The sequence below is a fragment of the Synechococcus sp. R55.3 genome, from assembly GCF_047461975.1.
GTDB lineage: Bacteria > Cyanobacteriota > Cyanobacteriia > Thermostichales > Thermostichaceae > Thermostichus.
This window is the reverse complement of record NZ_JANSIG010000054.1, coordinates 1-20,261: the sequence shown is the minus strand read 5'-3', so window position 1 is coordinate 20,261 and position 20,261 is coordinate 1. Positions and strand designations below refer to the sequence as shown.

Here is a 20,261-nt window from a genome sequence, read left to right as displayed (position 1 = left end):
CCGAGATGTGGAGGTGCAACTGGGGCAGCCCCAAGAAAATCAGGTGGAATTGGCGCTTGTTGCCCGAGGTGGATCCCTGACCACCTGAGCAAGGCTTAACCTTCCACCTCATCTGTCAGTTTCACGACTTTTTCACGGGTCGGCTCTTAGAATCAGAGCATCTCATAGGGAAGGTGTGTTGAGGACTGAAACACTAGAGGAAGGATAACCAGGGATCCCATTGGCTGGGATCCCTATTTTTTCCATCGAGGGGGCGGGAAAGAATTAACGGGATCCCTCTGTGAGCAGCACAAGGATAACCCCGGCAATGATGCTAATCGTGGCTCCTGCGATCAAGCTGGTTGCCAGCCGCTCTAGCCGCTCCCCAACCGATTGAGCAGTGTCGAACTTGAAGCCCAACTTATCGACATCGGCGGAAAGTTTGCTGACACTTTGGGAGAGGTTATCCACCCTGTCGGTCAGGCTATCTACTCGGTTAGTCAGGTTGTCTACTCGATCCGTGAGGTTATCCACCTGCTCGGTCAAGCTATCCACCCGGTGAGACAACCCATCGACGCGCCCCAGCACTTCCCTCTGCTGGTTCACCAAAACTTCTACAACACGCTCAATCCGGTCTAGCCGATCCTCTGTGGGGGTTGTCATCAAATTGATCTCGTAGGTTCCTAATCTTAAAGTAAACAAACAAGCAAGGGATCTTTGTTGGTAAAGACTCTCCAGCCCATCAGGCTAACTCTTATGGGCCTCAGCCGCTTGATCCTGAATAATCCAGGTACGCAGGATTTGAATTTCATCAGCGCTCAAGTGACCTAGGCGATCCATGCCGGTGCCGTTGCGACGAATATAGGCCAATTCTGGGGATCCACTGCGTCCGATAAAAGATCCGGGAGACTCTCCCTGGGGATCACTCACAGGAACCCTGGGCGTAGGTTCAGCTCCTTCCCTGCCCTGCGACAACAAACTCAGGGCATCCACTCCCCCTCCATTCAAAGGGATCCCTGCAGCTCGCTGGATGACAGCATGACGAGCTAACCAACGCGGTTTGAGCAACTCGCTATTTTCCGATCCCGGCGTTACATAACGCATCACCGCAGCATAGCTATCCAAGGGGCTGCGCCGCATCCGACCAGCCCGCTGATGACAGCCTACACAGCTAGCATCCAGTAGAGGTTTAATATCTCGCTGGTAGGTGTATTGAGGTTCAGTGCGGAAAGTCAATTCTATGGGCTTTTGTAAATCCAGCTCTTCCGCTGCGGGCAGGAGCACCCTGTAATCGGTGCTGTAACTGAGTAGCTGTAAAGGTTGAAAGATCAGCTCGTTTCCCCGAATGTCAAAGGCCACCTCCACAGGGGGCTGAATCCCAAAGGCTAGACCTGTTATTCCGGCGGGAAGCTGTCGATCAAAACGCAGATGGATACTTTGGTCAATTGGGATCCCTCTTTGGCCATTGGAAGGATTGCTGGAGACCAATGTAGTTCCATTTGCAGAGGGAGCAGTAAACTCTACCTGACCCTGCTGCACCGGTGCTCTCGGTTGTAAAAGAGCCAACGCATCGGGATAGAAAGTAGTGTGTTGCTCCAGTTGGCTAGGTGAGGGGTTCTGCTGCCAAACGCTGCGAGGCATTCGCACGGTAAACAGAGGAGCTTGCCGATCCCCGGCTTGTCCTAGTACTTCCAAGGTGATCTCCTCCGGCTGCGGCTGCGCTTGGAATTGTTGCGCCAAAGCTCGCCAAACCAAAGGGCGTGATTGCTCGACTAGCTGTGGATAGCTCTGACCCTGGACTGGTAGAGAAAGGCGATGGGTTTGCGACCACCCTGTGTCAATCGAAGCCAGCGCCCCAGCCAGAGCCAAGCTCAGCAGCAGGGATCCCAGTCTCAACCAAAATCGGCAAGAAAAGCTTGACCTTAGCATTTAAACCAAGATGTCTTTATAGGAAGGTAACTAGCTCAACAGGAAGAAAGCGGCTTGCAGCGATAAAGATTTTCCTTCAGTCCTCCAAAATTGTCGGCGTAATTAGGACTACAATTTCAGTTCTCTCATTTATCGTATTTTGCCTACGAAAAAGAGAACCCAGCAGAGGAATCTCAGAAAGCAGTGGAACCCTGTCAACAGATACTCGATCCTCCTCTCGTATCAAGCCTCCCAAAAATAGGGTTTCTCTGTCTTTCAGTCTGGTTTGCAAAGTTCCAACAGAACGCTGGTTCAGCAAGCTAATTACGGTGCCATCTGCCAAAGTAACTTGGCTACCGATGGATGAAATCTGAGGAATGAGATTTAACGTAACATAGCCATTATCGTCAATCCTAACATTTTGAATAAGCAAGTTAACTCCTGCGTTTCCCTTCTCGAAAACAACTACTGACTGGCCTGTTGCGGGATCCGTTTGTATTCTCCTGTTGGTAATGACTTCTTGGCCAACCACAACAGCCGCACCGGTGTTGTTGGCAACGACTACTTTTGGATCGGCCAATATCTTAGCTGTCCCCGAAGCAATAGATGCATTTATACGAGCTGCAAGAGACTGCTGGAGCCGGTTTAAAGTATTAAATACAAGTGAGCCCCCAGTTGCTGGAGCCGGAACCGAACCAACGTTAGGAACTGAGGATCCCTCGGGTTGGCTAAGAGGAGTTCCACCAAAGGTGGTATTATCTCCAGAACCCAGCGCAAAGTTTCCAGATGCACCACCTAATGCAACTCCTAAGTCAGAGTTGTCGTTAAGGTTAATCTCGATAAACCTGGCGCTAATCAAGACCTGTCGACTTCTGAGATCAATTTGGGCAAGATATGCTGCTATTACGTCATGTTGGGTAGGTGTGGCAACAATAGTCAGTGAATTCGTTCTTGGATCTGCTTGAATGGCCGATTCCTGAGCCAAAGGAATGTTTGATGCTTCCAAAATGGCTAGAATTCTGCTTCTAATTTCACTCGGAGTAACACCTAGCTGCCTAGCCGTGATTTCAGTTGTTCCACCTCCACCTGCGGCACCGGCAGCAGTTAAATCAAAGTTTTGGATCTCCTCTTCGATTCTCAGTTGATTGAGTCTGTACGTCCTGACGATCTGCTGGCCAACCCCAGGGAGTGTAGTACCAATGAAAACTGTTTGCCCTACGCGAGACGCTTGAAGCTCCTTCAAGCGCAAAATAAAGTTAAATGTTTCTTGTAGAGGTGAGTCAGCTACATCTAGGGAAATCGTCAAGTCCGGAGGCACATCATTGAGAACTACATTAAGCCCAGCTCGACGCACCAGTAGGCTTAACACATCACCTACAGGAGCATCTCTTAAGGTCAAAGTGATCTTGGCATTTGAACCCAAATCCACCGGGGGAGGAGCTGGAATAATACTGCCAACGGCAAGATCTCCAGCCGGGGGAGCCATTGCTCGACCTTGAAACGGAGAAACATCAGGATTGACAACCCCTGGCGGCAGTTGGGGTTGGTTGAGCTGGTCCACAGAAGGCACCTGAGAAATCACGGGCGGAGCAGGAACAGCAGGTGTGGGAGGAGCCGCTTGAGTTGTCTGCGGAGGGGCAGGGTTTTGAGCGACCGGTTGGGAGGCAGGGGCAGGAGCTGCGGGCTGAGGAGCAGGAGCCACGGGCTGAGGTCGGTTTAGTGACGCCGGTTGGCCGGGCGCTGCTTGGTTGGACGAGGGTTGAGGGGGAACCGCCGCTAGGGGAGCCAGTGGGGCAGAGGGTAGGCCCTCAAAGTCGAAGACCAACTGCGTCGGGCTGCGCCGAGCCAGCAAGCCTTGGGGAGCTGCGGCCACACCGGCTATTTCTATCCGCACGCTGTCGTTGCTCAACTGCCGGGCCTCAATGAAGCGCACCCCCGGCAGGGGAGACTCTTGGCGATAGCGGCCCTGGCTTCCGCTCAATTGAGCATTGGTGATGTCCCCGATCCAAGATTGTCCCTGCTGGGTAAAGAACACCTGTGGGCGAGCGCCCCCTTCGGTGTTGATCTCCAACTGCATGCGGTTGCCGTTGGGCACCAGGCGGATATCTGTGATGCGGCTGAGGCGTTGCGGGTTTGCGGAGGTCAACTGTTGAGCGGCTGCCTCATTGACCCGGCTTTCTAAGGCCAATGGGGGCAGGGACAGGATCAAGCCCAACGCACACCCATAAGCAACTCGACGGTTCATCATCCTCACACCTCACTCCTTCACCCAACCGTGTTCTTGCTTAGCCTCGCCACGGGTGCCTTTGGCCTCGTTCACCCCGTGCTTCCCTAATCAAAGCCGAAATCTCGGACTTTGCCACTACCTGTAGCCATTTCGGGAGAAATTTTTCCCAGATCTTCGATTTGGCAACACTATCTGTGCTGCACCGGCGATTGTTCCCGTCTTCTGAAAACCCAAAAGGGATCCCGCACTGGCAGGATCTCCCCCTGAGCCGAAGCATAGCTAGGCTATTGGCTGGGTGCTGCCTGTTCTCCTTCAGGGGGGGCTTGCCCTTCAGGTGCAGGAGCAGTGCCCAACGGAACGTCTTTGTTGTAGATGTAGGCAATCAAATCAAAAGCAGCGTCCAGTTCCCCTGTGTCTTGAACAGGATTTAAGCTGATGTTGCTCACCCGGAACAGCGTGCGCAGACGTTCTATATCTCCCATCAGATTGATCAGCTCCGTATAGGGGCCACGCAGAGCGACACGGGTGGTCTGCACTTGGATGGCGGGAGCGATGATCCCAGGCACTTCCGGATTGGCCGAAGACGCTGGAGTCAGTGGAGAAGGGCTAAAGCTGCGCAGCTCGCTGTTGGGCTGCCCCTGCACCAGCCGGTTGAGATCCAGCAGTTGCGTGTCGGCATTCTCGGGGGTGGAGAGCAGGGCACTGATCTGTTCCCGCTCCACGCGAGCTCTCTCGACCTGATTGGGCACATCTTGCAAACTGGCAATCTGGCTCTTTATGTCCTGCAACTGGGTGGTTTTGTTGGCTACCTCCCTTTCCAAAGCCTGTACCTCCTCGATCAAGGGGCGAAGTTGGGTGAAGGCCAGAAACCCCGCCGCGCCTAGCCCTGTGATCCCGATTAAAAGACCAATTCGAATGGGGGTCAGCTCCACGCCCAGCAGTACCGGCGGCCCTGCCGGGGGAACCACCAGTTGTTCGTCGGGAAAACCTTCAACCGATCCAGTCATCAGTTCGCCTCCACTCGACGCAAAATGCGGATCTTTTCAACCAAGCCTATCGCTCCCCGCTGCTCCAGCTCGCGGGTAAATTCTGGGTCAGGATCCCCCAGGGTACGGATGGTTACGGTTATGCCGTAGGTAACGCTGGGCTCGGTTACGTCTGTGCCGTCCACCCGGGAGCTGCTGTTCAGGACGGCGCTGGTAACAAAGTTGGAATCCAGCAGGGTGAGCAAAAAGTCGTTCACCAGGGGAAAGTCCAGCGCCCCTCCTTGGATATTGACGGTATCCCCGGAAGCGCTGATGTTGGTTATCCATACCCCCTGGCCGGGGATCTTGCGCCGCAGCTCTTCCAAGATGGCCGACCAAGGCTGGACGGATCCCAGAAAGGAGCGGAACCCTTCCGTTTGGGCGCGAATGGTTTGCAGCTCTTGATTGGCATTCTGCAGCTGGGACAACTCAGCATTGGCTGTGCTGAGCTCACTGTCAAGGCGAGCCCGCTCCGCCCTCAAGGTTTCTCTCTGGCGGGAAAAGCTGTCTTGGAAATACCAAAAAGCTCCCATCGCTACAGCAGCAACAGCAACCCCCAGGCCAATGGCCGGGATCCAATTCTGGGATCCCTCTGCAGCCTCAGCTGCGACTACTGCTCCCCCACCTGTTCGAGCTGTGGTGAGGACATCCGGCCTTTCTTTGAGGAAATTGATCTCCGGTGTGTACATCTCTTTAACCGCCTTGTGCGCTATTCCATCGGTTGGGCGAGCTTGCGCTGCCTGCTGCCGCTACTTGGTGTCTTCCCGTAACGCCAACCCCAGGGCCACTCCCATTGCTGGGCGTTCCTCCAGGGGCAGTTCCACTGAATCCGGCACGACAATGTTGCCAAAGGGATCCGCCAACTCCACCGCCACGCTCAACGACTGAGATAAGAAGCCGTCGATTTGGCCGATGCTTGCCCCAGTTCCGGCCAGCAGTACTTTCACCACAGGCGAGCTGCTTTCTGTGCTCGTAAAGAAGTCGATGGAGCGCCTCAGTTCATCCGCCAAATCGGAGACAACGCGCGTTACTGCTGCTACACCGGGATTGCTGGGCGCTGGCTGTTCTCCCGTGGCCAAAATATCGGTGGGGTTGATCAAGGGTAACCTCAGAGTTCGCAACAGGTCGCCGGTGCGGCTAAGCGGCAGATTCAGGGATTGGGCCAGCACCTGCCGCATGTGGATGGTGCCGATGTTGACGGTGCGGGTAAATTGCGGGATCCCGTTCACCAAAATGCTGATCTCGCTGCTGTCGTAGCCGATGGAGCTGAGCAACACGGCCTCTTGGGGGCCGTACTGGATTAGCTGATCGCGGATGGTGCGAATGAGGGAGAAGCTGGCCAGCTCCACACAGCGCACCTGCAAGTTGGCCACCTGCAGCACCTCCAGGTAGTTGTCCACCACCTCTTTGGGGATGGCCACCAGCAAGACTTCGATGCGCTCAATGCCATCCTGGGAAAGATCGAGACCCAAGGGCTGGTAGTCGACATCCGCCTGATCCCGCGGATAGGGAATGTAAAGTTCGGCCTCCTGCTCCAAAACCACCCGGCGCAGCTCATCGGCAGGTAGGTCGGCAGGCAGGCGAATGAGACGAACGATGGCCTCCCTTACGGGCACTGCTGTGGCTGCCGGCAGGTTGGTGGGTACCTTGTTTTCATTGAGCAAATTCATCAGGATCAAGCCAACTGTGCTCGGATCGAGGATGCGTCCTTCGATCATCGCCCCTTCTGGCATGTCCACGCTGTGGTAGTGGGCTAAACGATAGCGACCATTGCCCTGCTTTTTCAGTTGGGCAACGGCGATGCGCTCGGGGTTGATGTCCACCCCAAGCATGGTTCGGGTTTTGGAACCACCAAAAAAACTAAACACGCCGGGAAACCCCGCCCTTTGCGCTACTGCTAGAGGCATACTACCCAATTTGTAGGTGGGTTACCACTGTTCGCCATTGGCCGCGGGGAAATCCTTGTCTGGGCCGATCCCTCCCTGCCAGCCGCAAGTGCAGGGCTTGCGCGGTGTTGAGCGGTGTTGGAAATTCGCTTGACTCAACGGGTCTGTTGCCGCGCCCACTCACGGAACTGTTGTAACCGCTCACAACCCTTCTTCCTCGAGGGCCTGGACGTTTTGCACAATCCGGGAGAGCTCGTTTTTCTCATCCACATTGATGCGGGTCGGGGATCCGCTGATGATGCGCTCGTAGCCCCGGAAGGAATCGCGGATTTGGATGCCTGCGTTGGAGATCAGGTACTCGCGGATCCCTTTGTCGTGCCAGGATCCCCGCATTTTGAAGACGTTGAGGGCGCGGGCCATTTCTCCGCGGATCTCCACGTATTGCAGCAGGATAATCGTGTCGGTGATGGTGGAAATATGGGATTCGGTGATGGAATGGGATCCCATGAATTGGTCGGTGGTGTTGGTGAAAAAGCCGGTGATCTCCTCTTGCTTGGCCAGGCCAGTTACCCCGATTACAAACTGGCGGAAGGCATTTTGGCTCACTCCCCGCGCCAGGGCTGACAGGGAGTCGATGGCCATGCGGGAGGGCTTGAAGGCCATCATCTCGGTTTTGATCTTCTGCAGGTGGTCTTCCAGGCCGGCAGATTCTGGGTAGGCGCAAATGATCTTGAGGAGGCCCCGCCGCTCGAACTCTTCCAGCTCAATGCCCCAGGAGGAGGCGTTGCGGGAAAGCTGCGCCCGCGACTCTTCGTAGGCAAAGAGAATGCAGCGTTCCCCATCCAGGCAGCCTCGCTCCAGGAATTTGCTCACCAGCGAGGTTTTGCCCGTGCCGGTGGCGCCGGTGGCCAAAATAATCGAGTCTTTGAAGAAGCCGCCGCCGCACATTTCGTCCAGCTTCTCGATGCCGGAGGAGACCCGCACGTTGGAGGAGCGCTGGGTCAGTTGCATGGCTCCCAGGGGGAAGATGTTGATCCCGTCGTTGGTGATGGTGAAGGGATATTCCCCCTTCATGTGGGTGGTGCCCCGCAGCTTCAAGATCTCGATGGTGCGCCGCCGTTTCTCTCCTTCCAGGATGTTGCGCAGGATCACCACGTTATCGGAGACGAATTCCTCTACGCCGTAGCGGGCGATGGGGCCGTACTCGTCGGTGCGCTCCGTGGTCATGACGGTGGTGACGTTGGCCTGCTTGAGGCGGGCCGTCAGGCGGAACAGCTCCCGCCGCACCACACCGGCAGGGTCGTACTGCTGAAAGATGGCTGTCACTGAGTCGATGGAGACCCGCTTGGCTTTGTATTTGCGAATGGCGTACTGGATGCGCTCGATGAGGGCCGACAAATCAAAGTTGCCGCTCACCTCATAGCCTTCGGGATCGGGGGAGGCATCCAGGATAAACAGTTGGCCCCTGTCGATGAGGGCCTGCAGATCCCAGCCAAAGCTGGAGGCATTGCGAATGATATCGGCGGGGGTTTCCTCGAAGGTGACGAAGATCCCCGGCTCTTGATACTTCACGATGCCGTTGTAAAGGAACTGCATGGCAAACAGGGTTTTGCCGGTGCCGGAGGTGCCGCTGACCAAGGTGGTGCGTCCCAGGGGTAGCCCACCGTGACTGATGTCTTCAAAGCCCTCGATGCCCGTCTGTTTTTTGGGGATCCCTCGCAGCTCTGAGAGATCCGCCCGGTGGTTGTCTGGGGTTGGTTCGGTGGAGTCCTCTGCGGTGTTATCTTGTGGCTTTTCTGGCTCAGAAGGCCCCAATGACTGGTTCATCCCACTCTCCTTGCTCCTGCAGCCTGTCTCAAGCCTCTTCGTCCAATTCTTCGTAGAGCAGATCCAGGCCGATGAGCACTTTCTCGCGGTTGGACAGATCGCCAATAATCTTCCGCACCGGTGGCGGCAGGATTTTGGCCAAGGTCGGCGTTGCCAAGATCTTATCTTCCTCTGCCAGTTGCGGATTTTTCAAGACATCGATCACCTTCAGGCTGTACACGCCGCGGAACTCCTTTTCCAAGATGTCTTGCAAGGTGCTGAGGGCACGCAGAGAATTGGGGGTGTTGCCCGCCACGTAGAGCTTGAGAACATAGGCTTTGCGAGTGGACATATCTAAGGATCCCTTGGAGCGGTTTTGGGAATGGAGCGGCGGTACATTTCGCTCAGGTGGGCCATCACATCGATCAGGGTAAGGCGGTAATCCAGCAGGATCTCTTCGCTGCGGCCTTCCAGCTTCAATTGTTTGGCAAAGTCTTCCATCAAGTTCATGTGCAGCTCCAGCAGTTGAGCAGCGCCGATATCGGCAAAAAAGGCCAAGGCCACCAGTTCATCGATGCGGGCATTGGCGGTTTCGGGAGACTGAAAGTATTCCAGGACAATCGCCTGGTAAAGGCCGCGCAGCCGTTGCATCAAAGCTCGCTGCTCGTGGGGCGGAAGGCGGCGATAAAACAGCTCCGGGTCACGATGATAGTACACTCCGGCATAGCTCAGCCGTTCTCGCAATTTCTCCGCCAGCCGTCGCTGTTGTTGGTTGCTGTAAGCCAGGTAGGGCTGATCGCTGGGATGCACTGGGCCCTGCGGGAGGCCGCAAGTGGGAGACATCTGCAGAAACAAGGCGATGGCCCGATCCACCAGCAGCTCCAAGACGGAAGGGGATCCCGAAGCGGTACAGTCGGCCCGCACCTGCCCCTTCAGCTCCTGTGGCGAAATGGGACGGACGAGGGTGGCGTTGTGATAGAAAAACTGCTCTCGCTTGAGCAATGCTTTCACCAAAGATGAGGTGGCAGGGATCTCTCCTTCCGTCTCCGGTGTTTCCTTTTGCAGGTGGGATTCTTCCAGCACAATCGCCAACACCGTCGGCAGCAGCAGTCCCCACGCGCAGAGCTGATTGCCCAGATCGTGCAGCTCTTGCAGCCGAGTGGGATCCACCAGGAGCACCAAGCAATCGACATGGCCGTCTTGTCTCCTGAGAGCCTCTAGGAAGGTAGCTTGATCCTGAAAACACTCGACAACAAAGCGTTCAGGGGGTAGCCAGTCCTCGCAAGCTAGGGGCTCTCCTGCTGGCGGCTCCCAATCCAGCAACAGGTTGATGCGCAGTGGATGGGTGTCAGGCAACAAGACAAAGGATGAAGATATATTTCCTATCTTAAATCTGACCGGGATCCGCGCTCACCGGCCAGAGGAAAAGAGCGGGAGAAAAACCTAAACTAGGGGTGAGTGAGCTGCTGCCGAGATCCCTATGGTGCCCCTGATCATCGACTGTGACCCTGGCCAAGACGATGCGGTGGCTCTGCTGCTGGCTATGGCGTCGCCAGAAGAGCTGCAATTGCTGGGCATTACCACGGTGGCTGGCAATGTCTCCTTGGACAAAACCAGCCGCAATGCTCGACAGATCTGTGAATTGGCCGGTCAGCCGCAGATGGGGGTGTATGCCGGCTGTCCCCGCCCTCTCCTGCGCCCTCTGGAAACTGCCGAGCAGGTGCATGGCAAAACCGGGATCGATGGAGCGGATCTGCCGGAGCCCCAGATGCCCTTGGGATCCCGGCATGCGGTAACCTATCTCATCGAGACGCTGATGGCTGCCCCTGAGCCGGTTACCTTGGCTTTGCTGGGCCCGATGACCAACTTGGCAGTGGCTCTGGTGCAGCAGCCCCGGATTGTGGAACGCATCCAGCGGCTGGTGTTTATGGGGGGATCCGCCTTTGAGGGGAATGTTACGCCGGCAGCCGAGTTCAACATCCTCACCGATCCCCACGCCGCCCAGATCGTGCTCAGCGCCGGGATCCCGGAGGTGGTGATGCTGGGCTTGCACGTCACCCAACAGGTCCTCAGCACGCCGGAGCGGATTGAGCGCATCCGCGCCCTGGGCACCCGCGTTGGGCAGACGGTGGCCAATATGCTCACCTTTTACGGTAAGGTCGACGTAGAACGCTACGGGCTACCGGGAGGGCCATTGCACGACCCTTGTGTGATTGCCTATCTGTTACAGCCGCAGTTGTTCGAGCTCAAGCCCTGCTACGTCGAGGTGGAAACGGCTAGCCCCTTGAACCTGGGCCGGACGGTGGTGGATCGCTGGGGATCCAGTGGTCGCCTCGCCAATGTTCAGGTGGCTTTTGGGGTGGATGCCCAGGGGTTTTACCACCTGCTCACCGAGCGCCTGGGCCGTTACCGATAATTCTGATAGTTCTGATCCTTGAGGCCAGATCCGAAGGTGGAGAATCCCAGCGCCGTCCAACGTGCCAAGCTGGAGTGGGTGAACCTGCCCACCGCCGTCACCCTGCTGCGGCTGGCAGGGATCCCTTTTGTTTTGCTGGGCCTGAGCCTGCGATCCCCACTGGGGGAGAGGTTGGCCCTCTGGGCGTTCCTGTTGGCGGCGGCAACCGATTGGCTGGATGGCCATTTGGCCCGCCGTTATGGCTTGGTAACCGATATGGGCAAGTTTTTGGATCCTCTGGTGGATAAGCTGCTGGTGTTGGCGCCGCTGCTGGGCCTGCTGGAACTGGGGCGGATCCCCGCTTGGGGCGTGTTTTTGCTGGTGGGGCGGGAGCTGGCCATCGCCGGCTGGCGGGTCAACCAAAGCCAAATCCGCGGTGCCAATTTCTGGGGCAAAGCCAAGACGGTAACCCAAATCCTGGCCATTGCTTTGCTGATTTTGGGGTGGCCGGGAGGGATCCCTTGTTTTTGGGTGGCGGTGGTTCTCACCCTGATCTCGGGCCTGACCTACCTGCACACCGATCATCCCCATCATGCGCAGTCACCCGGCAGGCCATAGCCCTTGTCAGATCCCCCCGCCCCTCGCCGACAGAGGAGACACCCCACCTGAGCAGCGCATCCTCGGCCTAGATCCAGGTCTGGGAACCATGGGTTTTGGTTGCATTCTGGCGGGATCTGCGGGGTTGAAACCTGTGGATTATGGGGTGATCAGCACCCCCAGCCAACACTCGATGCCGGAGCGGCTGCAAACGCTGCACGAGGATTTGAGCCAGTTGCTGCGCCAACTGCGCCCGCATCAGGTGGGGCTGGAAAAACTTTTTTTCTACAAAATGGGCAATACCATTGCCATCGCCCAAGCCCGTGGCGTGATCCTGCTCACCTTGGCCCAGCATCATCTGTTGCCGGTGGAGTTTACGCCCGCCCAAGTCAAGCAAAGTTTGACAGGCTACGGACGCGCCGACAAGCAGGCTGTACAAGCTGCCGTGGCCCGGGAACTCAACCTGCCCAGCTTGCCCCGCCCGGATGATGCCGCCGATGCCTTGGCGATTGCCATCACAGTCTGGCACCACCGCTTCTCTTGAGGGATCCCGTCCCTGTCCAATCCCCTGCCTTCGGCAGGAGGTGAAAGATGTTAGCGTTGAGTAGCTAAAAAAGTTCGGTGCTGCAGCATTAGCTCCACAAACTCCCGGAAGAGGTGATCGGCATCATGAGGGCCGGGGCTGGCCTCCGGGTGATACTGCACAGAAAACAGGGGCAGGTGACGGTGGCGGATCCCGGCTACGGTGTGGTCATTCAAGTTGAGGTAGCTGATCGTGACCTCATCGGCAGGGATCGAGTCGGCATCCACCGCAAACCCGTGGTTTTGGCTGGTGATCTCCACTTGCTTGTCCAGCCCACAGGGATGGTTGAGGCCGCGGTGGCCAAACTTGAGCTTGTAGGTGGATCCCCCTAGGGCCAAACTGAGAATCTGATGGCCCAGGCAGATCCCAAATAGGGGCTTCCCGGTTTGCAGCAGCGCTTGCGTGGTGCGGATGGCAGTCGTCTCAGCGGCGGGATCCCCTGGCCCATTGGAGAGGAAGATCCCATCGGGGTTGTAACTCAAAATCTGCTCCGGGCTGGCATTGGCCGGCAACACCATCACCCGACAGCCATAGCGGGTAAGGCGGCGCAGAATGTTGCGCTTAACGCCGAAATCCAAGGCCACCACCCGCAGGGGCGGCTCCGGGATCGGGATCCCTTGGCTGCGCCCATAGTCCCAATCGGCAGGCGTAGGCTCCAGCCACTCGTAGGGTTGGGGAGTAGTAACTTCCGCCACCAAGCTCAACCCCTGCATGGAAGGAGCCTGGCGCACCCGCTCCAACAAAACCTGGGGATCCAAAGTCTCCGTGGAAAGGGCCCCGTTCATCACCCCCTGAGAGCGCAGCCGCCGTGCCAAAGCCCGCGTATCTACCCCAGCAATGGCCGGGATCCCATATCGTTGCAGGTATTCGGGGAGGGTGGATGTAGCCCGCCAGGAGCTGACCATGCGAGACACATTGCGGGCAATCACCCCTGCTACTTGGGGCCGAGCCGATTCTTCGTCCAGCTCATTCACTCCGGTATTTCCCAGCTCAGGGCAGGTGAAAGTAATGATCTGCCCCCGGTAGCTGGGATCGGTGATCACCTCCTGGTAGCCGGTCATGCCCGTGTTAAACACCACCTCGCCCACCGCCGTGCCCGGCGCCCCAAAAGACCAGCCGGAGAAAGCAGTGCCATCCGCCAGCACCAGCAAAGCAGGCTGACGAGCCTGCCAAGGGAAAGTTTTTTCCTGAGGGATCAGGGAAGGAGAAGCCATGCTCCACCCAAAAACATCGGCCTGACCATCCTACCCTCTTTCAAGAAGGTTGCAAGCCTGGCTAGTCTTCTGCATCTGTTCTGCTTGCACAAGCCGGGTCGTTGTCCTTGCGGATAGTGCCTATCAAGGTGCTCACCACCACGCAGCGGTTTTCTCCCTGAGAGTAGGTGCTGCTGACCACAAAGCGACCCAGTTGACGGGCGCGGCCATCGGATTCAAAAACCGCCCTTCCGTCATTGAAGGTGTTGGCTACAGTTACAAAATTGTTCAGGCGTAGCCGCTGACAGGGGGTAGGTTCATCGCAGAGGCCCTCCTCATCCTGGATAACCAGAGTCGGCACGTTTGGCTCTGAATTGTCCACCCCCACCACCCAAGCTCGGCCCAGGAGAGAGGCTCTGGCGTTGGTGCGGGCGGTGCGCAAGGCTCGCTCCACCCTGTTCTGCGCATCCTCAAGCTGGATCCGCGCCCAGATGTTGATCCCAGAGGGAACGGCCAGCACAGCCAAGATGCCGATGATGACAATAACCGCCAAGACTTCTATCAGCGTAAAGCCCCTTGTCTGGGCAGGTGCAATCCGTCTAGATCCGCTCACCGAGGCCAGCATAGGCAGGGATCCCCCCTCCGAATAAGTCACATAGGCTTGACTAGGCTTGACGATTAAACACACCACGGGCCAAAACTTGAGTTTGCATCGCCGTCAAGTACCGCGACACCTGTTCCGCATCGACACTCGTCGCATCTTGAATGTAGCGCCGGAACAAACCAGGGTTGGAGCGTTCCATAGCGGTTGCTGTAATGTTCACAATCACATCTTGGGGAAGGCTCGCAGAGGCACCGCGCCGGACACAGACATAAAAACCCACATCGTTCTGATTGACCCCCAACCCCGAGAAGGTAACCCCGTTGGGTCGGCCTCCTCCAAAGGCATAGCCCTGTGGGCAAGGGGGAGCAACCTGGGGGCTGTCCTGCCGGCTGCTGAAGATGTTGGAGACCAGAGTTACCAGTCGATTACCTTGATTGCCTGCCCCAGCAATGGGAGTTTGGCGAGCCCTAGCTTGCTCAGAGGGCCAAACCAGAAAGCCTTCCCGGAAGGGATCCGGATCCTCGACAAAAAATCGGCTGCGCTCAGTGCATGTGTCATTAAGAGGTTGCAACTCAAACCTAGCAATGCGCGCATTACCCTCCCAGGGGGTGCTGCCGTCTGGGTTACCGGCGTTGTTGTAGTTGCGCTGCAAGTAATACACAACCAAGGTGTAGATGTTGCGGCGGCTGCGAATGTTTTCCCAATCAGATTGGGAAATGCCTGAAGGTCTTTCCTTCAAAGTTACTCGGCCTTCTCGGATTTGTTGCAACGTCGGAGGGCCTTGATAGCAATCGCGTGGGATCGGATTCAGCTTCCAAAAAGCGACAACCGGAACGGCACCATCGGGGCGGCGAATCCATCCAGGAGTGTAAAGCCGCTCAATGAGATCCGGCGTTCCATTACCGTTGGGCTGTTCCGCATCGTTGTAAATGTAGAGAGCTTCCGCCAGATCCTGCTGAATATACCGCATGGCTTGCGTCAGCTCCGCCTGCACTTGGGTGCGCCCTGTCTCTTCCCGATCCACCCGCATGGTTTCGATGACGATCATGCCCGTGGCCAGCAGAAAGATCGAAGCCATCAGCAGCGCAGCCAGCAGCTCAATGAGGGTAAACCCCGCACTCTGATTAACCCTCCGGCGTAAGACCTTGAACATAGGGAAACACCACTACCTTATATCTTGTAAATCCAGAGAGGGATCCTGCCAATCCGCCTCAGGGCAATGAGCTAGGGGCTGCCGGGCAGAGGAAATGCCTCACAGTTGCTGGCTGGGATCCCACCCCTGGCTCGAACGTCGGCCAAAACGGCGCGGCAAACATCCCCCAAATTGGCAGCCAGGTTGACTTCCACAATCGAGCTGGCCATGGGAAAGAGCCACACATCGGCATTGGCCAAGTTCTGATTGGCGGAGACCGACTCGGTTCGCAACCCAGGAAGGGCCTGTCGGGTCGCTGGGTCAAAAGAAAAGCGGTGGTAAACCCTCACCCCTATCAGGAAGGTGCAGGGAACCCCCGCAATCACGGTGTTGTTGCGTCGGTCAATACAATCTCCACCACCACTGCGAAAGGTTTGAATGACATATTCTTCAGGGTTGCGTCCTGGCAACTGAATTTGAGCCAAGCGAATCGAATAATTGTCCCCGTTAGTATCCATAGTGGCCGGTGCTGGGGTACTTGCCAGGGGATTCGCTCCAACTCTGGGCAGACGGGCCAACTGAGCCGGGTTCTGAAAGGCAACTGGGTTAGCGGCCAGCTCCAGGTCAACCAGCGTGCGGATCCGATCCACCTCGGCCTGGGCCAGTTGATTGGCTACCTCCACGCGCTCGGTCATGGCCCGCCGATAGGCAACCAAGGTAAGGGCAGGGGCAAGGGCAGTCATGGCAATAGCCACGATAATCACGGAGGCCAAGACCTCTATGAGAGTGAAGCCCTCTGCTTCCAATTGCTGCCGCAAAAGCCGCCACTTTTTCATATCCCCTCCCGTGTTTGCCTGCTGCCCCTACTTTGAATTTACCCCCAGCTTGGGAAGTCAATATCAGTTGAAGTCACTGCAACCTCCAATCTGAGCAGCAGCCTGTAGAGGAACACCTGGCTGCTGTTGCAAGGCACAGCGCAGCCGCCGCACATACGGATCCTGAGGATCCAGCTCTCGCAAGAACTCGGTGCGGGTATTGGAGGGGAATTGGAAGCGGGCCGACACCGCGCTGGGACGACGGGCAATTTGCAGACCCACGTCGTAGCCGAAGCGGCGGTTGGGTGGGTAGTAGTAGTCGTAGCCCCGCACAAAGGTTGGATCGTCTACCAGACCGGGTGGCTCAAAGCTGTGCTGCAGGAAGGGGCCGGTAGCATAGGTGCTGTAGTTGAGCTGGATCATCGAGCCGCTGAAAAAGAGGTTGACATCTCTCCACAGCTCGTTGAGGCGCAGGAAGTTGTGCATGCCCCCGCCCGTCTGATCCAGCCGAGACGGGATCACACCGCTGATGGCAATGGCATTTACCCGCGTTTCCCTGGCCGGCTGGAGCTGCCGGTTTTGGGTGCCGTTGTCGTTGCGGCGGCGCTGGTTCAAGTCGGCTGCGGCTGGGGCCAGCTCCTGGAAGCGCGGGATCGGAATGGGCCGACGGGTCACCTCGTCCAGGATCACCCCCAGCACGGGGTTGCTGCCTGCAAAGCCGGTGGTGGGTTGATTGATGCTGAGAGTGTACGGCTCCACATCCACCCAGACCAGGCCATCGCCATCGCCGCCGTTACGGTCGATCTGAACCTGGATGGTGTTGCCGTTGGGCTTGACGTAGAAGCAGAGGCCATTGCGAATATCTTCACTGCCCTTGTGGTTAATGTAGTATCCGTCCGCATACTTGGACGCGGGAGTGTAGGCTTGGGTCGCGGCGCTTTTGTTGACGCGGGCGTAAGGGTTGAGCGCCATCTGGGGTTGGATCTCTAGCTCTGGCCGATCCGGCAAGTCTAACCCAAACAGTGGATCCCGCTCCAAAACATTTGAAGGCTCCTCCAGATCCCAAATGCCATTCTTGTTGAGATCCTCGAAGGTAGGATCGGCACCTTTAGGAGAGGTACGCAGAGTGCTGGGTCGGCTGTCACCGGTGTAGGCGGTGTACTTGAAGCGGTCGTTGAAGTTGGGGCGAAATACCCCCGGCACCCAGAAGCCACCGTCTGAGGGAGTGACCTGTTCATCGCCACAGCGAATTTCTCCGTCCTTGTTGAGCAGTTGCCGCCGCAGTTGCCGGGCCCAGTCATCGGTACCCACAGCAGGAGTTCCAGAAATCTTGGAGCTGGTCTTCTCAGCAGGGCGGATGCCAGGCTCCTTGCTAGGATTTGCAATCTGAGAGGGCAAGTTGCCCTTCAGGCCATTGCGGGCGGCATAAGCTGGCTCGCCAAACATCCAGTTAAAGGCCGCTTGCAAAGCTTCGGCAGGGCTGGGCCACTTGGGCAGCTTGGGCACCCCTGCTTTCACTTCCAGCACCGGGGAAAGCTCCGGCTGCAGAGCGATCGTCACGCCTTCGGCAGAAGCCGCGGCCACCATGTTCACGCCAATGGTCTCCGGCTCCGGATCCGCTTGGATTTCCCAGACGGGGCGCAAATCCACCGTGTTGGGCTTGGCCGCCATCCACTCGCCCAAGGGGCTCTCGCCGGGAGCCTCGGGCGCAAAGGTACCTGGCCCGCAGGGAGGGCCTTGACAGTTCAAAGATTGCGTCTCCGTTTTGGTGGCCGGGCAACTTGGGCTGCTGGTGGCGTCAATCCGGTTGCCTATCCGGGTTTGGGTAACCGTTTTGGTTTGGCCGCAGGAAACGCTGACCTGGCTGCAATCGGGTGGCGACCAAGGCCCCCAATTGTAGTTGCAGGTCTGCGGGCAGTTGACCGTCTGGGATTGCGTCTCGGTGTAGCTGGTTCCGCAAACTGCCACTGTGCAGGTGCGGCTGCGAGTTTGGGTGACATTGGTGCCACCGTTGGCCAAGGTGCAAGGAGGAGTCCATTCAGACCAAGCACCGCAGCTAGCACCTGGAGGCTGGCAGGTAAAGGCTCGGGTTTCTTTTTCGGTGAAGGGGCTTTGGCTGGTACAGAGCGGCGTTACCGTGCGGCTGCGGGTTTGGGTAATGGTGGTTTTGTTGCACTGCTGGGTTGGGGTACAGTCGGGCGACCAATTCGACCAGGGCCCATAGTTAAATTGAGGATTGCAGGTGAACTGGCGAGTCATCGGCGTCGGCGGAGTGCCAGGGCAGCCAGCAGGAAAGGTGGCCGTTTTGGTTTGGGTAATGGTGGTGGCCACACAGATGTCGGTTTTACATGCAGGAGTCCAGTCTGTCCAGATGGGATCGCAGTTGAGGGGGGTTGCGCAGTACTTCTGGTTGGGTGCTAAAGGCTTCAGCGGATCCGGCTGGCAAGGTTGGTTCACCCCCTTCAACGGCTTCAGGTACTGCAGGTCGTAGTCTTCCAACTCGCTGCCATCGCGGGTGGCAAAGCGCAGGGAGGCACCGCCGGTATTTTCGTAAGTTTGGATCTCCACCAAGTAGGGCGAGGGCTGGGATGGATCCGCGCACTCCAGCTCTAATCGCAGGGTGACCAGGTTACCGCCGCCATCCTGCCAGGCTTCGGCACCCGCAGCATTGGGCCCTAGGCTGAGCGGAGTTCCGTTCCAGGCTCCATTGTTGACAAAAGTGGCACTGGAGCCGTCCCGCCGTCGAATGATCAGCCGCACGCCGTCGTCGCCGTTGAGAATGCGGTAGCTCTGTAGGCCAGGCCAACGGGGATACAGCTCCCCTACCCAGCGCACCACGAAAAAGTCGTTGCCGTTGTTGTTGCCATTTGGCCCGCCCCCACTTCTACGCCGCCAACAGGAGCGCTGGAAGTTGAAGTGACTTGGAAAGTTGAGGTCATCCGCGTCGATGGGCAGGTTCGGCAGGCTGTTGTTGCCATCGGGCTCCCCACAACTGGGCATCCAGAACCAATCGCCGCGATCCCGCCGATCGGGGCTGCCAGGCGGTAGTGACAAACGGCAGAGGGGCTGCAGGATGTCAGACAAAGAGCTGTTGCAAGTGGGGAAGTTACTATATAGCAAACGCTTGAAAGGCGAGTGAGAGTTCAGCGATGTGCTAGTGCCAAAAAAGTACTGGAAGCCGCCCCACCAAGGGAAACCGCTGCCGCTGCGGGCAAAGGGGGCCAGGTTGGTCGGGTTATCGATAGCATTGCGCACGCAGGCCCAGCGTTGGTCGTTGGTGCCACTTGGATTACAGGTAGGCGCATTGGTGGTATAGCCATTGTTGTACTGACCAATGGCATTAGGCACTCCTTGCGCCGGGAACACCGGATCCGGCCAGCGCACCGCCCGCAAGTAGGGCAGGTTGGCATCTTGAGCGCTCGAAGACAGGGGGCCCACCGCCTGTCCACTGGGGTTGGTGGCAAACCCTGTGTTGCGGTTGTACTGGTTCTGCGGGCTGGTCAGCCAGCCGTTGTAGTACTCGGCCAGCAACCCAGAGCCACCAGGGCTCGGGCAAGGCCCAGGTGGAGCTACCAGCACCCAGCGGGAGGTATCCAGCACCGGGTTGCCCAAAGCGGAGATGCGGGTGCCGAAGTTGGCATAGCCCACATCGGGTGCCCGCAAGGGCCGCACTGCCGGCACGCCACCGCCCGCCGTTCTGTCATCGTTATTGGGATCCGAATCGGCGTTGTCGAAGGGAGCCAGAATGGTGTCGCGGGCAAACACATCCGGCCAACCCGGCTGGTTGAGGTTGTCGCCCAGGTTCTGGGCCCCGTTGGTGTTGTCGAAGCGGAGGACACCAGCGCCGCCGCTGTTGGGATCCTGAGCCGGCCAGTTGTTGCCCCGGATCACCAGCGCTTGGTTGAGGAAGGAGGTGTTGGCCCCTAGGTTTGGCCCGCTGCAGCCGTAGTAGTCGCTGCGGCGAGGTGCTGAGGCCCGTCCACCGGCGAAGTCTTGGCCAGCCACATAGTTGCTGCCGCCGCCATTGAGGGTGCCATCCTGCACAAAGCCGTCGTCGATGCTGCCATCGCAGAAATCGGCAGAGAGGATGTTCACCGAGTCGCCCAACACG

General features: G+C 57.7%; 17 protein-coding genes and 1 pseudogene. 4 read left to right on the top strand and 14 right to left on the bottom strand.

What is annotated here, in order from left to right; all coding sequences use genetic code 11:
• Positions 1-264 precede the first annotated feature (264 nt).
• The 3 genes from NW849_RS09460 to NW849_RS09450 all read right to left on the bottom strand — a co-directional run bounded on the left by NW849_RS09460 (position 265) and on the right by NW849_RS09450 (position 3,952).
• Entirely contained in the window at positions 265-642 is a 378-nt protein-coding gene (locus tag NW849_RS09460) for a hypothetical protein (RefSeq protein ID WP_414357434.1), read from the bottom strand.
• An 84-nt stretch (positions 643-726) separates the two neighbouring features.
• Positions 727-1,908, bottom strand: a complete 1,182-nt coding sequence (locus tag NW849_RS09455; protein WP_414357432.1) for an Ig-like domain-containing protein — start codon at positions 1,906-1,908, stop codon at positions 727-729.
• Between the two features lie 76 nt (positions 1,909-1,984).
• Positions 1,985-3,952 carry an AMIN domain-containing protein gene (locus NW849_RS09450; protein WP_414357436.1) on the bottom strand — a complete coding sequence of 656 codons (1,968 nt, stop codon included), beginning with the start codon at positions 3,950-3,952 and terminating at the stop codon, positions 1,985-1,987.
• On the opposite strand from NW849_RS09450, the gene NW849_RS09445 reads away from it, so the two are divergent.
• Positions 3,839-4,069 (top strand): hypothetical protein, encoded by a 231-nt coding sequence (locus tag NW849_RS09445; protein WP_414343508.1) that lies wholly within the window; start codon positions 3,839-3,841, stop codon positions 4,067-4,069. The two genes, NW849_RS09450 and NW849_RS09445, sit on opposite strands and share 114 nt — an antisense overlap.
• 329 nt (positions 4,070-4,398) lie before the next feature.
• Here NW849_RS09445 and NW849_RS09440 read toward each other — a convergent pair whose 3' ends face one another.
• From NW849_RS09440 to NW849_RS09415, 6 genes are all read right to left on the bottom strand, one after another.
• A complete protein-coding gene (locus NW849_RS09440) occupies positions 4,399-5,121 on the bottom strand; it encodes a hypothetical protein (RefSeq protein ID WP_414329096.1) in 723 nt (240 codons plus the stop codon).
• The gene (locus NW849_RS09435) at positions 5,121-5,828 is read right to left on the bottom strand and encodes a PilN domain-containing protein (RefSeq protein ID WP_414350597.1); all 708 of its coding nucleotides are present in this window, start codon (positions 5,826-5,828) and stop codon (positions 5,121-5,123) included. Before NW849_RS09435 ends, NW849_RS09440 begins: the two co-directional genes overlap by 1 nt.
• Before the next feature lie 60 nt (positions 5,829-5,888).
• Positions 5,889-7,007 carry a type IV pilus biogenesis protein PilM gene (gene pilM, locus NW849_RS09430; protein ID WP_414357430.1) on the bottom strand — a complete coding sequence of 373 codons (1,119 nt, stop codon included), beginning with the start codon at positions 7,005-7,007 and terminating at the stop codon, positions 5,889-5,891.
• A 219-nt stretch (positions 7,008-7,226) separates the two neighbouring features.
• Positions 7,227-8,852: a circadian clock protein KaiC gene (gene kaiC / locus NW849_RS09425; protein ID WP_414357428.1), complete on the bottom strand. Its 1,626-nt coding sequence runs from the start codon at positions 8,850-8,852 to the stop codon at positions 7,227-7,229.
• Positions 8,853-8,880: 28 nt separating this feature from the next.
• Entirely contained in the window at positions 8,881-9,183 is a 303-nt protein-coding gene (kaiB, locus tag NW849_RS09420) for a circadian clock protein KaiB (protein WP_011430723.1), read from the bottom strand.
• Positions 9,184-9,185: 2 nt separating this feature from the next.
• Positions 9,186-10,190: a circadian clock protein KaiA gene (locus NW849_RS09415; RefSeq protein ID WP_414357426.1), complete on the bottom strand. Its 1,005-nt coding sequence runs from the start codon at positions 10,188-10,190 to the stop codon at positions 9,186-9,188.
• 121 nt (positions 10,191-10,311) lie between these two features.
• Between NW849_RS09415 and NW849_RS09410 the strand changes: the two genes are divergently transcribed.
• The 3 genes from NW849_RS09410 to ruvC all read left to right on the top strand — a co-directional run bounded on the left by NW849_RS09410 (position 10,312) and on the right by ruvC (position 12,367).
• Positions 10,312-11,247 (top strand): nucleoside hydrolase, encoded by a 936-nt coding sequence (locus NW849_RS09410; protein WP_414357424.1) that lies wholly within the window; start codon positions 10,312-10,314, stop codon positions 11,245-11,247.
• 78 nt (positions 11,248-11,325) lie between these two features.
• A complete protein-coding gene (gene pgsA / locus NW849_RS09405; protein WP_414329287.1) occupies positions 11,326-11,844 on the top strand; it encodes a CDP-diacylglycerol--glycerol-3-phosphate 3-phosphatidyltransferase in 519 nt (172 codons plus the stop codon).
• Positions 11,845-11,854: 10 nt separating this feature from the next.
• Entirely contained in the window at positions 11,855-12,367 is a 513-nt protein-coding gene (ruvC, locus tag NW849_RS09400) for a crossover junction endodeoxyribonuclease RuvC (RefSeq protein ID WP_414329288.1), read from the top strand.
• Between the two features lie 50 nt (positions 12,368-12,417).
• Here ruvC and carA read toward each other — a convergent pair whose 3' ends face one another.
• The 5 genes and pseudogenes from carA to NW849_RS09375 form a co-directional block, all read right to left on the bottom strand.
• A complete protein-coding gene (gene carA, locus NW849_RS09395; RefSeq protein ID WP_414357422.1) occupies positions 12,418-13,620 on the bottom strand; it encodes a glutamine-hydrolyzing carbamoyl-phosphate synthase small subunit in 1,203 nt (400 codons plus the stop codon).
• Between the two features lie 61 nt (positions 13,621-13,681).
• Positions 13,682-14,254, bottom strand: coding sequence for a Tfp pilus assembly protein FimT/FimU (locus tag NW849_RS09390; RefSeq protein ID WP_414357420.1), 573 nt, complete (start codon positions 14,252-14,254; stop codon positions 13,682-13,684).
• Between the two features lie 10 nt (positions 14,255-14,264).
• On the bottom strand, positions 14,265-15,356 hold the full coding sequence (locus NW849_RS09385) for a type II secretion system protein J (protein WP_414357418.1): 1,092 nt from the start codon (positions 15,354-15,356) through the stop codon (positions 14,265-14,267).
• A gap of 71 nt (positions 15,357-15,427) precedes the next feature.
• Complete coding sequence (locus NW849_RS09380) at positions 15,428-16,171, bottom strand: prepilin-type N-terminal cleavage/methylation domain-containing protein (RefSeq protein WP_414357416.1); 744 nt, start codon at positions 16,169-16,171, stop codon at positions 15,428-15,430.
• A 63-nt stretch (positions 16,172-16,234) separates the two neighbouring features.
• Positions 16,235-20,261, bottom strand: a pseudogene (locus NW849_RS09375) (type II secretion system protein); the annotation flags it as partial.

Excerpts from the sequence above, each read along its gene's own strand:
- kaiB (WP_011430723.1), bottom strand. The coding sequence starts at position 9,183 with ATGTCCACTCGCAAAGCCTATGTTCTCAAGCTCTACGTGGCGGGCAAC.
- NW849_RS09385 (WP_414357418.1), bottom strand. The coding sequence starts at position 15,356 with ATGTTCAAGGTCTTACGCCGGAGGGTTAATCAGAGTGCGGGGTTTACC.
- NW849_RS09435 (WP_414350597.1), bottom strand. The coding sequence starts at position 5,828 with ATGTACACACCGGAGATCAATTTCCTCAAAGAAAGGCCGGATGTCCTC.
- kaiC (WP_414357428.1), bottom strand. The coding sequence starts at position 8,852 with ATGAACCAGTCATTGGGGCCTTCTGAGCCAGAAAAGCCACAAGATAAC.
- NW849_RS09460 (WP_414357434.1), bottom strand. The coding sequence starts at position 642 with ATGACAACCCCCACAGAGGATCGGCTAGACCGGATTGAGCGTGTTGTA.
- NW849_RS09455 (WP_414357432.1), bottom strand. The coding sequence starts at position 1,908 with ATGCTAAGGTCAAGCTTTTCTTGCCGATTTTGGTTGAGACTGGGATCC.
- NW849_RS09380 (WP_414357416.1), bottom strand. The coding sequence starts at position 16,171 with ATGAAAAAGTGGCGGCTTTTGCGGCAGCAATTGGAAGCAGAGGGCTTC.
- NW849_RS09440 (WP_414329096.1), bottom strand. The coding sequence starts at position 5,121 with ATGACTGGATCGGTTGAAGGTTTTCCCGACGAACAACTGGTGGTTCCC.
- carA (WP_414357422.1), bottom strand. The coding sequence starts at position 13,620 with ATGGCTTCTCCTTCCCTGATCCCTCAGGAAAAAACTTTCCCTTGGCAG.
- NW849_RS09410 (WP_414357424.1), top strand. The coding sequence starts at position 10,312 with ATGGTGCCCCTGATCATCGACTGTGACCCTGGCCAAGACGATGCGGTG.